This is a genomic window from Streptococcus orisasini (assembly GCF_001431045.1).
Classification (GTDB): Bacteria; Bacillota; Bacilli; order Lactobacillales; family Streptococcaceae; genus Streptococcus; species Streptococcus orisasini.
Window position 1 is genome coordinate 43,335 of the sequence record NZ_BCLE01000022.1, and the last position, 13,567, is coordinate 56,901.

12 protein-coding genes are annotated in these 13,567 nt (G+C 38.1%); all 12 read left to right on the plus strand.

Features of this window, described 5'->3' with window-relative positions:
- The first annotated feature begins 53 nt into the window (after positions 1 to 53).
- The 12 genes from SCSH_RS04220 (at position 54) to SCSH_RS04275 (ending at position 13,560) form a co-directional block, all read left to right on the plus strand.
- Complete coding sequence (locus tag SCSH_RS04220; RefSeq protein ID WP_057490647.1) at positions 54 to 1,355, plus strand: ATP-dependent helicase ComFA; 1,302 nt, start codon at positions 54 to 56, stop codon at positions 1,353 to 1,355.
- Positions 1,352 to 2,014: a ComF family protein gene (locus tag SCSH_RS04225; protein WP_057490648.1), complete on the plus strand. Its 663-nt coding sequence runs from the start codon at positions 1,352 to 1,354 to the stop codon at positions 2,012 to 2,014. Before SCSH_RS04220 ends, SCSH_RS04225 begins: the two co-directional genes overlap by 4 nt.
- A gap of 84 nt (positions 2,015 to 2,098) precedes the next feature.
- The gene (gene hpf, locus SCSH_RS04230) at positions 2,099 to 2,647 is read left to right on the plus strand and encodes a ribosome hibernation-promoting factor, HPF/YfiA family (RefSeq protein ID WP_057490649.1); all 549 of its coding nucleotides are present in this window, start codon (positions 2,099 to 2,101) and stop codon (positions 2,645 to 2,647) included.
- 200 nt (positions 2,648 to 2,847) lie between these two features.
- Positions 2,848 to 3,639, plus strand: coding sequence for a MurR/RpiR family transcriptional regulator (locus SCSH_RS04235; RefSeq protein WP_057490650.1), 792 nt, complete (start codon positions 2,848 to 2,850; stop codon positions 3,637 to 3,639).
- 6 nt (positions 3,640 to 3,645) lie between these two features.
- Positions 3,646 to 5,082, plus strand: a complete 1,437-nt coding sequence (locus tag SCSH_RS04240; RefSeq protein WP_057490651.1) for a glycoside hydrolase family 1 protein — start codon at positions 3,646 to 3,648, stop codon at positions 5,080 to 5,082.
- A 2-nt stretch (positions 5,083 to 5,084) separates the two neighbouring features.
- Entirely contained in the window at positions 5,085 to 6,479 is a 1,395-nt protein-coding gene (locus tag SCSH_RS04245; RefSeq protein WP_057490652.1) for a PTS transporter subunit EIIC, read from the plus strand.
- Positions 6,480 to 6,943: 464 nt separating this feature from the next.
- The gene (locus tag SCSH_RS04250) at positions 6,944 to 7,933 is read left to right on the plus strand and encodes a DUF6287 domain-containing protein (RefSeq protein WP_057490653.1); all 990 of its coding nucleotides are present in this window, start codon (positions 6,944 to 6,946) and stop codon (positions 7,931 to 7,933) included.
- A 301-nt stretch (positions 7,934 to 8,234) separates the two neighbouring features.
- Positions 8,235 to 8,981, plus strand: coding sequence for a sugar-phosphate phosphatase transcriptional regulator SppR (gene sppR, locus SCSH_RS04255; RefSeq protein ID WP_057490654.1), 747 nt, complete (start codon positions 8,235 to 8,237; stop codon positions 8,979 to 8,981).
- Between the two features lie 11 nt (positions 8,982 to 8,992).
- Positions 8,993 to 9,817: a Cof-type HAD-IIB family hydrolase gene (locus SCSH_RS04260; RefSeq protein ID WP_057490655.1), complete on the plus strand. Its 825-nt coding sequence runs from the start codon at positions 8,993 to 8,995 to the stop codon at positions 9,815 to 9,817.
- Positions 9,818 to 9,855: 38 nt separating this feature from the next.
- On the plus strand, positions 9,856 to 10,929 hold the full coding sequence (locus tag SCSH_RS04265) for an MmcQ/YjbR family DNA-binding protein (protein WP_057490656.1): 1,074 nt from the start codon (positions 9,856 to 9,858) through the stop codon (positions 10,927 to 10,929).
- Between the two features lie 238 nt (positions 10,930 to 11,167).
- Positions 11,168 to 13,252: a BglG family transcription antiterminator gene (locus SCSH_RS04270; RefSeq protein ID WP_057490657.1), complete on the plus strand. Its 2,085-nt coding sequence runs from the start codon at positions 11,168 to 11,170 to the stop codon at positions 13,250 to 13,252.
- On the plus strand, positions 13,252 to 13,560 hold the full coding sequence (locus SCSH_RS04275) for a PTS sugar transporter subunit IIB (protein ID WP_057490658.1): 309 nt from the start codon (positions 13,252 to 13,254) through the stop codon (positions 13,558 to 13,560). Before SCSH_RS04270 ends, SCSH_RS04275 begins: the two co-directional genes overlap by 1 nt.
- Positions 13,561 to 13,567 lie beyond the last annotated feature (7 nt).

Sequence of the window (13,567 nt, forward strand, 5' to 3'; positions counted from 1 at the left end):
TTTTGAAAAGCTGCAAGTCAATTTTTGTAATTCTCCACGAATAATAAAAGTAGATGGAAGATTTGAAAAATTACTACGGGCGCTTATGGACAGAGAGCCAGTTAGATGATGGTCTGAAAAAATATGCTCAAACTATGCCAGCTATGACAGAGAAATTTCCTTATTTTATCTGCAATCGTTGCGGCAGCAAAAACAGCTCTGAAAACACCTTGCCTGACGGTTCTATTTATTGTCGGGGCTGCCTGGTCTTTGGTCGCATCAGCAGTCAAGAAAAGCTGTTTTACTTTGAGCAGCAGGCATTCCCTAAAATTCAGGCCTTGAGTTGGCAGGGGCAGCTGACAGCTCTTCAGCAGGAAGTCTCAGATAGTCTTAGAAAGGCTGTCAAACAGAAAGAAAATATACTTGTTCATGCCGTTACTGGTGCCGGAAAGACAGAAATAGTTTATGGAACGCTGGCTGATACACTTGAAGAAGGAAAGGCAGCAGCCTTGGTCAGCCCTCGGGTTGATGTTTGCTTGGAGCTGTATAAACGTTTAAGCCGTGATTTTTCTTGCCCTATCAGCTTGCTGCATGCTCAATCAGAAGCTTATGAACGCAGTCCCTTAGTGATTGCAACTACTCACCAGCTTTTAAGATTTTATCAGGCCTTTGATCTCTTAATTGTGGATGAAGTTGATGCTTTTCCTTTTGCTGATAATAAAATGCTGCAGTGTGCTTTAGAGCGATGTCTTAAACCTGATGGTGTCAAGGTGTATTTAACAGCCACTTCAACAGCTAAGCTGGACAGACAGATCAAGCAGGGCCAGCTGAAAAAATTGCACCTAGCCAGACGTTTTCACGCAAATCCCTTAGTGGTTCCCAAAACGATTTGGTTGGCTTTTTCTTTGGAAAAATTAGGCCGGCAAAAATTGCCTGTTCGTTTTTTAAGCTATGTTCGAAAGCAGCGGCAGAGCCGCTTTCCTCTGCTGATTTTCTTTCCGCATATCGAATTGGGGGCACTTTTTACAGAGTCTCTGAAAAAATATTTTCCGGACGAATCCATTGATTTTGTTTCCAGTTTAAGTCCGGATCGCTTAGAAAAGGTAGACAAATTTAGAAAAGAACAGATTCAAATTTTGGTGTCAACAACTATTTTAGAAAGAGGCGTCACCTTTCCAAATATTGATGTTTTTGTAATGATGGCGAACCACCGTTTATTTACTAAGACAGCCTTGATACAAATTGCCGGTCGGGTTGGACGCTCAGCAGATCGACCGACAGGAACCTTGATTTTCTTCCATAATGGTCTTAACAAGGCAATAAAAAAGGCAATCTTAGAAATTAAGGAAATGAATCAAAAGGGAGGTTTTGTATGAAGTGTTTGCTATGTCAGTCGCCTTTTGAAAACAGCTTGAACTTTTCTTCTGTCTTTTTCTTAAGCGCTTCAGAAGAAGTCGTTTGTCTCACTTGTTTTTCTAACTTTCAGGCTATTTCAGAGAATCATTGTCCTACTTGTTATAAGAATAATGTTAAGGGACAGTGTCAGGACTGTCTTCATTGGCAAAGTCAGGGGCAGAAAGTTAATCACAGAGCTCTTTTTTCTTATAATCAAGCGATGAAGGATTATTTCAGCAGCTATAAGTTCCAAGGAGACTATCTTTTAAGAAAAGTCTTTGCCAAATCTATCAAAAAAGCATTGAAAAGCTACCGTGATTATACTTTGGTTCCTATCCCGCTTAGCTGTTCGAGCTTGAGCAGTCGCGGCTTTAATCAGGTGAAGGCTTTTTTAGACGAAGCAAAACTGCCCTATAGAGACTTGTTAGGAAAAAATGATGCTGTTAAACAGTCCAGTAAAACACGGCAGGAGCGTTTGGCCAGTCAGCAGTTTTTTTATATAAGGGCTAATGAAGAGCTGCCTGCTAAGGTTGTATTAGTTGATGATATCTACACTACGGGTGCCACTATTCAGCTAGCCAGTCAGTTGTTACATGAAAACGGTGTGAAAACAGTGATATCTTTTTCTTTGGCAAGGTGATAAAAATGCTTGCAAATTTTCATGAAAGCGATATAATAATAATGAAGAAAGCGCTTATTTTGAGCGTAAGAAAAGAGGTAGCTTATGATTAAATATAGTATTCGTGGCGAGAACATTGAAGTAACAGATGCGATTCGCAACTATGTTGAGTCTAAACTCAAGAAAATCGAAAAGTATTTTAATGCTGATCAAGAATTAGATGCACGTATCAATTTAAAAGTATATCGCGAAAAAACGGCTAAGGTTGAAGTTACTATTCCGCTTGATTCAGTTACTCTTCGTGCTGAAGATGTTTCTCAAGACATGTACGGTTCAACTGATTTAGTTGTTGATAAAATTGAACGTCAAATTCGCAAGAATAAGACAAAAATTGCTAAAAAACATCGGGAAAAGAAACCGACATCTCACGTCTTTACAACTGAATTTGAGGCAGAAGAAATTGAAGAAACACCAGCAGTAAAAGTTGTGAGAACAAAAAATATCACATTAAAACCAATGGATATTGAAGAAGCTCGTTTGCAGATGGATCTTCTGGGACATGACTTCTTTATTTATACAGATGCTAATGACAATACAACTAATGTACTCTATCGTCGTGAAGATGGTAATTTAGGAGTCATTGAAGCCAAATAAAACATGAAAAAAATTTGAGACAAATGTAATCGTATCTCAAAAAGTTAGCTCATTGTTAGCTGCAGTGAGTGACTTATCTCAATATTTGTAGAGAACCAGCTCATTTCAGCTTGGTTCTCTTTTTTAGGGGACAATAATTGTTCCCCTTTTTTGTTTATAAAGATATAAAATGAAACTAATCCAAGGCCGAGGAGAAAATAATGGAAAACAGACGCTTAAGCTTACTTTATAATTTGCAGAATTTATACAATTCCAGTGATCTGGGAAGTGTAGATTATCAGCTTTCCCGCTATTTAATTGATAACTATCAAGAGATAGACAAGTTAAATATTTTTGAGGTTGCTGAAGAAAATAATGTGTCAAGAGCTACAGTGAGACGCTTTTGTCAACATTTGGGCTACGATAATTTTAAAGAGCTCAAAAAGCACTTCTCCGAATTTGATGAAGGCTTTGAAAGTTATAAAGAGTTTTATCGTAAAGATCATTTTCTATTTAAATTGAGAGAGCAGCTTAAATTACTGTTCACAGAATTGGAAGATAGACTTTCAAACAAGGAATTAACACAAATTGTTAATACTATTCATCATTCAGATGAAGTGATAATAGTTGCCTCAAGTACCATAGCAAACAGTATTCGGGTCTTTCAGCAGACAATGGCCATTTTTGGTAAAAGAATTTCCCTTGTTGCAAGCCAAGATAAGCTTAGTCAATTTAGCAGTAGACTGAATTCAAATTGTTTGATCCTTGTATTTTCTATATCAGGAGTATTAGCAGAAACATTGGAAGACGATTTATTTGTAAGCGGAGCAAGAGTTTTCTTGTTTACAAATAGTAGAAATCCTTTATTTAATGCCAAATTTAATAGAGTGTATCATTTAACCTCAATGGACAATCAAAATAATAGAGATATTATTTATTACACTTATGGTATAACTTACGCCTTGGATTCAATTATTTGTGAGTACAGCCAATTGTTTATGAAGGAGGAATAGAATAATATGTATCATAAAGAAAAACCAACATTTCCTAAAGATTTTTTATGGGGGGCTTCAAGTGCTGCATGGCAAGTCGAAGGAGCTGTTAATGAAGATGGCAGAACAGTTTCTAAGATTGACTTAAATTCACAAAAGAAAAAACCATTTGCTGATAATTCAGTTGCTTCTGATCATTATCATCATTATAAAGAGGATGTTGCCTTGATGAAAGAAGCAGGATTTACCTCGTACAGGTTCTCAATTGCTTGGCCACGTATTTTTCCTGATAAATCAGGAATCCCCAATCAAAAAGGAATTGATTTTTATAACAATTTAATTAATGAACTTGTCAATAATGGTATTGAGCCAATTGTAACTCTTTATCACTATGACCTTCCGATATGGGTTGATGAAGAATATGAAGGCTGGTATGGACGTGGTATTATTGATGCCTTTGAACAATATGCCAGAACATGCTTCAAGGAATTTGGAGATCGTGTTAAATACTGGCTGTCTATCAATGAACAAAACATGCAAATTGTTTATGGTCATTGGTTAGGAACCTGCAAATATCCAGAAACATGGTTTGAGGATCAGTGGAAAGTTAATCATATCATGAATCTTTGCCATGCCAAAGCTGTTATCGCCTGTCATGAAATGGTGGAAAATGGAAAAATTGGGCCTGTTCCTGGAATGGTACCAATTTATTCAAATACTGGAAATCCGATGGATCAAATTGCAAGACTTAATGCTGAAGAGTTTACTGAAAAAATTTGGAATGACTTTTATGCACATAGAAAATATAGTAATTTTATCAAGAACTATTGGAAAGAGCATGGGATAAATCCTGATATTCGTGATGGAGATCAAGAAATTTTTAATCAAGCTAAAATTGATTACTTTGGAATTAATTGTTATCGTTCAAACACGGCAGCTGAGGCAAAATTAAATGAAAAACCTCAAGCCTATGAACTTAATAAATATGGTATTAAGGGGCAATTAAAATTTCCAGTCGTACCGGGAGAATACAAGCTTGTTTATAATGACTACGTTGAATACACAAATTGGGATTGGGAAATTGATCCAGTAGCAATGCGTTATGTTCTAAGAGATATGTGGAATCTCTACCGCTTACCAATGATTATCACAGAAAACGGATATGGCGCACATGAGGATGTGGACGAAAATGGTGAAGTGAATGACACCTATCGCATTAACTTTTTACGAGACCAAATCTATCAAATTGGGCTAGCCATTCAAGATGGAGCGGAAGTCCTTGGCTACAATCCTTGGTCATTTACAGATTTGCTTTCTACGGGTAATGGAATGGCTAAGCGTTATGGCTTGGTATTTATTAATAGAACTGATGATGATCTCAGAGATTTAGCCAGAATTAAAAAGGCATCTTATTATTGGTATTCGAATCTCATTAAATCAAATGGTCAGGACTGGGGGAACTAGCTATGTCTAAAGATTATAAAAGATTAGCTGATGACATTGTTAAATTAAGTGGTGGCATATCAAATATTGCAAGTATTAGTCATTGTATGACACGGCTGAGATTGAATCTGAAAGATGAAACAAAGTTTGATAACTCAGCAATTACTAAATTATCAGGTGTTCTTACTGTTGTTGTACAAAATGGTGAACATCAAATCGTTATTGGTCAAGATGTTCCTAACTTATATGCCGAAATTCAAAAAATGGAAGGTATAAAAGAAAAAGGTTATGTGGAAGATGCTGATACAGCCAGAGAAGATATAGCCTTAGAAAAGAAACCCGGTGAAAAACATGGCTATTTAAATACTATTATGTCTTTTATTGGGGGAACTTTCTCGCCTGTTATTCCAGTACTTGTGGCTGGCGGACTTACAGGTGCAGTTTTGACAGTACTGACTAACTTCTTTGGAGTAAGTGATAAATCAGGCACCTATATAATCATTTATGCCATTAATCAAGCTACGTTCTACTTTTTACCGATATTTATTGGTTTTTCAGCTGCTAACCGTTTAAAATCAAATGGTTTTCTAGGAGCCTTTTTGGGAGCAATCCTTCTTTATTCCACAATTAATGGAGCAAAAGGTCTCAATTTCTTTGGAATTAAAGTTCCACAAATAAACTACAATTCTACAGTATTTCCAATTATTCTGGGCGTGCTGTTTATGTCAGTCATTTATAAATTTCTGGAAAGGCATATGCCTGTCTATTTTAAGACTATATTTGTTCCTTTGATTACAATTTTACTAACAGTTCCAGTTACATTAATTGTTTTGGGCCCTATTGGAAATGTTTTAGGAACTTGGTTAGCTGATGGTGTCTATGCTCTATATAAAGCAGCTCCAGCTCCCGCTGTAATGGTGATTGGGATGACCACTCCTTTAATGGTATTCTTTGGTATGAATAATGCCACTTATCCAGTTTTATTTGCATTAATGGCTCAAGTAGGCAGTGATCCCCTTATTATGACAGGTATGGCTCCTGCCAACGTTGCTGTTGGAGGTGCAGCTCTTGCAGCAATGTTCATTTCCAAAGATGTTAATCAGAAATCAATATCTATGTCAGCTGCTATCACAGCTCTATGTGGTATTACTGAGCCAGCAGTATACGGAGTTCTTTTCCCGCAAAAATATCCTTTGATTGGTGCAATTATTGGCGGAGGAATAGGCGGACTTTTAGCTGGTCTGCTCAAAATGACACAATATGTAGTCTCAACGCCTGGTTTTATTTCACTCCCAGCTTATATTGACCCTTCTGGTTCCAAATATAACCTAATTGTATCAATCTGTGTTATGGCAACTGCACTTACCGGTGGTTTTATTTCAACCTATTTTCTTGGGAGTAGAATTAATAAGGTTTAATGATTAAAAGAAAATCACGGCAGTCGCCGTGGTTTTAGCTTGAAGAAAAAGTCCTTTTTCTTTGATACTTCCTTAGGTGATGTCGGACGGCAGCGACTTCCTAGGGAATTCCATGCCTAAACTTTGAGCCACAGTCTCAAAGTTTCCGAGTGTCAGAATTGGCTAAAATTCACCATTTCTGACACTTTCATCACGGCGGAAGTATCCTTTAAACTTGTTTGCGTTCGTGGAATTTATATGGTAGTCTGTAGACTTCTTTGCTGATTAAGGTAGGCAAATGGAGATTTGTCTACAGTCTGTCACGGCAGTCGCCGTGGTTTTGTTATAAGTGCAATAAAAAGTATCTTTGAAATTTCCTCTTTTTCTATTGCTCCAGACTCTTCTAAATTATCTAACTTTTGAGCAAGATTGCTCAAAGGATAGTAAAATAGTATACTATTTTTATAAAGAATAGGGAGTTTTTAATGAAAAAGAAATTAGTAAAACTTGTTTTGAGTCTGCTGACGGTTTTTCTTTTGTCAGCTTGTCGTAGTAATAATACAAATTCGCAAGAAGCTTTTAGTCAAACAGAAGCAGAGCAGACTGAAAAAGAGACAAAAGAGCAAACCACTTCAAGTAGTTCCTCTAAGGAAGTTACTGAAGCGGAAGTGTCTGATGAGGAGCTCTATGCTTCCACCTTGGAAAAGGTGGCTGCTGATACTACAGAAGGTCATGCGACACTGTATTGCTTTTACGATATCGATAGAAATGGTAGCAATGAGCTGCTGACTGGCTACATGGCAAGTAATGGTAAGCCTTTTCTGCTGGCAATTTATTATCTTAAGAATGGTATTTCAACCTATTTATCACGTTCCTATGTTGCTTCTGCTGGAGGTGATCGCGAAAGTACTGATATTTATGATGACGGTACAGTATATTTTGCCCAATGGTCGTCTGGTACAGGAGCCGGTACAGCTTATCTTTATCAACTGAAAGCAGATAATTCAGGCTATGATATCCTTAAAGAACAAGACTTTGACATGTCTGCGGGTGATGAAATGCCGACCTTTAAAAATGGCCGATCAGCAGTTGATATTTCACGGCTCTATTGGAGGTCTTTCCAAGAAAAAACAAATGATACTAGTCAAAAAGATTTAAATATTGATGAAATTAATAGCGGTAATTTTCAATCCTTGGTTGGTATTTGGAAAAACGGCAAGGGCGAGACATTAGAAATTACTTCTGATGGTAGAGTAAACAGTACAATGACTTTACAAGGGGTTAAAGACTCTGAAAATAAGAGTGATGTTCCATATGCTAGCTTAAGGTCAGGAAATACAGGTGCAGCCTTGGCTTTATTTAAGATTGGTTTTAAGAATCCTCAAGGAGATCGATCAGATATAAGCAAACCTCGTATTTTGGTAACACAAAATGCTGGGAATTACCCGGCAGAAGAGTATTATTATCGTCAATAGAAAGGCCTAAAAAGGACTGCAATAATAGCTTGTGCTGCCTGATATTTTCCGCTTGAAATAAGCAAGAGTATCTAATAAGCTGTCACGTTAAGTTATTTCACCATAAAAAATGAAGGTTTGAAACTTTTTGTTTCAGACCTTTGTTTGTTTAATCTAACTGGAAAGGCTGCAGTTATTTTTAAAACTCTTCAACTCATTTTAGCAGGCAGCATTTTTCCAAAACTAAAAACTTAAAAAAACTTAAAAATGCTTATTTTTGCTTAAAATATGTTATAATAAATTTAGCGAAAGGAGGGAAACAATGTATCAAGAACAGCGTTTGCAAGAAATTCTAAGGTTGATTGAAGAGAAAGGGCAGCTATCATCTAAAGAAGCTCGTGAGCTGTTGGGAGTTTCGCGTGATACCATTCGCCGTGATTTTGCTATTTTGGCAGAAAAAAAACAGGTTCTGCGAACACATGGCGGGATTTTGCCCCTGCAGAAGCCCCAGACAATTCTTTCTTTTGAAGAGCGTCTTAATAATTTGACACAGGAAAAAAATGATATCGCTCAAAAGGCTTACCAATTAATCGTTGAAAGACAACTCTATTTCTTTGATGTTTCAACATCTGTTCTCAAGCTGGCTCAGCTCATTGACAGGGAGATTACGGTTTATTCTCATTCTTTAGATAACGCTTTAGTCTTGGCTCAGCATGAAACAGTTGATTTTCATCTTTTGGGTGGGCGGTTTCATCGTAAGAATCGTTTCTATTATGCCTTAAATGAGGCGGATTTGCTGAAAGATATTCATTTTGATGTTGCTGTTATTGGTGCTGCTGGTCTTAAAGGAGGTCAAATTTCTTTTGAAGACGAAGCTGATACCTACCTAAAGAAACTAGTGCTAAAAAACGCTAAGACTAAGGTGTTGCTGGCAGAACAGGCTAAATTTGATAAACAGTCTAATTTTGTTTTGGCTGACATTAATGACTTTGATTATTTTATTACGGACAAAAAGCCAAGTAAAAAGATACAGGCAAATTTGTCTGATGAGGTTGAGATTATTTTTTAAAGGGAGGCATTATGGTAAAGGCAATTAAACTGATTCTAAGTGATATTGATGGAACGATTTTGGATGACAAGCACCAGCTTGACTCTGATCTGGGTGAGGCTGTTGCTGCTTTAAAAGCAAGGAAGATTCCTTTTGTACTGGCTTCTGCCAGGTCTCCTCATGGTATGTTTCCTCTCGCTGAGAAACTCAACTTGGGAAGCAATCCTATTGCTTGCTACAATGGTGCTTTGATTGTAGAAGGCAACCGAGAAAATTTCACAACTTTAATTGAACACACTTTGGATAAAAAAGAGGTGAAAAAAGTCATCGATGTCATCCGCAGTCAATTTCCCCACATTGCTGTAAATGTCTATTCTAATGGCGACTGGATTGTGGAAAAGAGAGATAAATGGGTGCAGATTGAGTCTGATATTACCAAGGAAACGCCGCTTCTTAACAGACTTGATGAGCTTTTGGCAGACAGCAAAAGACCGATTCATAAACTTCTTTTAATTGCTGAGGCTGATGAGATTCAAGAACTTCTTGTGCATCTGAAGACCCTGTCATTTGCGGATGCTTCCTTTTACCTGTCAAAGGCTAATTATTTAGAGGTTATCTCAAAATCAGTTTCCAAAGAAAATGCTCTCATGGAAATTGCCAGCTATTATGATGTGCCGCTAGCAGCTACTATGACGATTGGTGATAATTTCAATGACCTGCCCATGTTAAAATTAGCCGGTTTGGGGGTAGCCATGGGCAATGCACCGCAGGCTGTCAAAGATGGGGCAGACCAGGAAACAGCCTCTAACAATGATAAGGGAGCTTCCAAGGCTATCAAAAAGTATGTGCTGCACTAGTCTTGTCTTATTTGCAGCTGCCAGAAAGGAAAACAGCAATGTCTCTTGAATCTGATTTTTTTAAGAAGAAACGAGTGAAATTTGAAACCCTTCTTCCTTATGGTTTTTCAAAGGAAGGGGAAGAATATGTCTACAAAGAAAGCTTCATGAACGGTGATTTTGAGGCCCTGATAAACATTTCTGCTGCCGGTGTGGTATCTGGTCGTGTGCTCGATACTGATATGGGCGATGATTATCTTGCCCTGCGGGCAGAGCATCAAACAGGCAGTTTTGTCGGTCAGGTCAGGGAAGCTTATGCTGAGATTTTAGGAAAAATTGCCCATGCTTGCTTTGAAGCGCAGCCTTTTATAGAGGATCAGACTAACCGTTTGGCGCAGAGGCTGGAGCAGATTTATGGGGATAAGTACGATCATCCTTTTAAAAAATATCCGGCTTTTTCTTCTTATCGTTATCCTCTTAACCGTAAATGGTATGGCCTCATCATGGCTATTGAACGTGGCAAGCTGGATTTGGGAGAAGAAAAGTGGGATAAAGAGGAACTCAGGCAGCAGGTAGAGGTCATCAATCTCAAGGTCAAATCTGATGATCTGGCAGAGCTTCTGACTGTTCCGGGAATTTATCCTTCCTACCATATGAATAAGAAATCATGGATTTCAGTTGTTCTGGACGGCACTGTCACAGATGAACAGCTGTTTTCTTTGGTGGACAATAGCAGAGCTTTGGTCAGCGGTAAAAGTCTAGGAAATCCAGCTGGTCCTGACTTTTGGATTATTCCGGCTAATCTTAAATATTATGATATTGATGCCGAATTTGCTACCCATAAAATCAATATCTGGCCGCAAAAGGCAAGCATTCAGACTGGGGATTACCTTTTTATTTATATTACGGCGCCGACACGCGCTTTGCGCTATGCCTGCAGGGTCCTTGAGTCTGGAATTCAGCGGCCTCATGTGAAGCGAAAACAAATGAAACTGGAGCTGCTTAAAAAATATGAAGACAGCGACTTTCCTATTGAGCGGCTTAAAGCGCACGGCGTTACCAATATCCGCGGTCCGCGGCGGATGACTGCCAGTTTGATAGATGACATCAAACCAAGTTTAAAAGACAGCTAATCCTGGCAACTGCTTACCTAGCTGCTATCAGAAGGGTTGTTGATATAGATTATTAGAAAGGCTCGGCCTCCTATGTTTGGAGGTTGGGCTTTTTTAGCTGCAGCGGTTTTATTTTTTGGGAGTCGTTGATTTTTGAGGCAGCAGCTTAGTTTTTTGCCGCAAGAAATGGCAAAAATATCTACTACCAATTAGCTGTTTTTCACCTTATACTAATAAGTAAGAAGGGGGTAAGAAATTGATGAAAGAACGTTCTGTCAGTATTTTAAACCGTATTTTGGTATCAACACTTCCCGTTCGCACAGATAGTCTGCAAAAAGAATTTAAAGTTAGTTCCAGAACTATAAGAAATGATATTTTAACCATTAATGATTTTTTAACATCAATTCACTTACCAATCATCCAAAGTATCCGTTCGCAAGGATTCGTTTTAAATCTGAGCGACGAGCAAGGAAAAGTTCTGCAAAGTGAGTTGTCCAATGAAGACAAGACAGACTACCTGGACAGAAAGGAGCGGACCTTAGATTTTATTTTACATCTAGCTCTGGGAGCAGATAAGGTCTTTGTATACCGTCAAGAAAAGTATTACGGGGTTTCCAAATCAACCATTGACGAAGATATGAGGCAAATCAGACAGGAGCTGTCTTTTTATCATATTAATCTTATCAGCCATCCTAAAAGGGGTTTGTTGCTAGAAGGCAGCGAGGCTGCCATTCGTATTATGCTGTACAGTCTTCTTAGTCCGGAGATTGCTAAAACAGGGACAGTCTTCAGGTCACACAAGAGTCGGATTATCAGCCGCTATATTCCTAGCGAGATTATCCTCAAAATTAATAAGATTTTCGATCATACGATTTTGACAGCTGAGGATGATATTCATCGAACGCATTTTATCCTTTTTACTTGTATTTGGCTTTTAAGGGTCAAACAAGGAACAAAAATCAGTCAAGAGGACCTTCCTAAGGAAGCTGCGGTTAAAACAGCTGCTCTTGATAATTATTTAAAAGCTATCTGTCAAGCATTTGCGATAGCCCCATCAGTCCTTGAAATGCGCTATATCCATTCGATTTTGCAGTCTTTTAATATCAAAAAGAAGGACAGCCCGATTAACTGGATTCAGCTGCAGATACTAACGATTCAGCTCATCAATTTTGTTGAACAGGAAACCAAGATTCCCTTTAATCTCAAGGACAATATTTTACAGCAAGGGCTATATCATCATATGGTCAGCATGGTGACTAGGGTCAAAAATAATGTTCAGCTGACCAATCCCTTAACCGAAAGGATTAAGCAGAGTTACGGCAGTATTTATCAAGCTGTGGCTAAATTTTCCCGTCAGCTGGAAAAGGTGCTGGAACGCAAAATTATAGATGATGAGATAGCTTTTTTAACGATTTACTTTTCAACTACTCTAAGTGAGCTCAATCAGGACAGCAAGTACTGGTATCGAGCAGTTGTGGTCTGCAATCATGGTACAGCTACAGGCAAGCTCTTGTCCGAGAATCTCAAGGAATTTTTCAATATTGAAGTATTTGCCATTCTCAATTCCAGAGAAATAGATATTATTGACAAATTAGACGTTGACTTGGTTTTTTCAACAATAGACATCGATTACCAAGGTAAGCCAGTCTTGGTTCTTGACTCCATTATCCAAGAGGATACCAAGCTGCGCATCAATCATTTTTTGCAAGCCAATCAAAAGGCTAGAAGAATGAGTCAGAAAAAAGACGATTATACTAAGGTTTTTTTGGAAATTCTCCAGCTCATGGAAAAAAGCAGCAAGGTTGACATTGATAAAGAGCTGTACGCAGCAATTGAAAGTATTTTTGCAAGAAACGGTCTGAGGATTAATAAGAGGGAGGTCCAACCAATGATTGAGGATATTTTAAAGGATGAGCATATCTTAATTACTGATAAAACTTACAGCTGGCGCGATGCCATTAAGTTTGTTTCTGCACCTTTGTATAAGGAGGGGATTGTCACTAAACATTACAGTGAAGCTATGATTGAAAGTGTGGAAAAATACGGGCCTTATATCATTATCGGTCCGCACTTGGCACTGGCTCATGCCAGACCAGAAGATGGGGCCAAACAACTGGGGCTGAGCCTGGCTGTTTTTAAAAAACCTGTTTCATTTGGTGAAGAAAACAATGAACAAGTCCAAGTCATATTTTGTCTATCAGCGGTTGACTCTTTTTCACACCTCAATATTATGAAAAGTCTTGTTAATCTTATCCGAGCAACCAACAAGATTGAACAGCTCTGTCAAGCTAAGGATGTTCAGTCTGTTAAAACTATTTTATTCCATTCAAAGGAGGAGTCATGATGGGAAAACCGATTAACATTTTATTTGTCTGCGGTGCTGGTTTGGGCAGCAGCTTTGCAGCTCAGATGGCGGCTGAAGATGTTTTGAACAAGTATCATATTGATGCCAAGTTAGATCATGTGGATATTTCGACAGCGGCTTCGGTTCAGCCGGAGGTCATTATTACCGCTCAAAATTTCCAGAAACAGTTTGCTAATTTTGACATTGATGGGTCTAAAACAGCCATCATTTATTTAAAAAATATTGTTTCCAGTCAGGAAATTGAAGAAAAACTGATTCCGGTTTTAAGAGAACGCAAGCTGATTTAACAAAGGA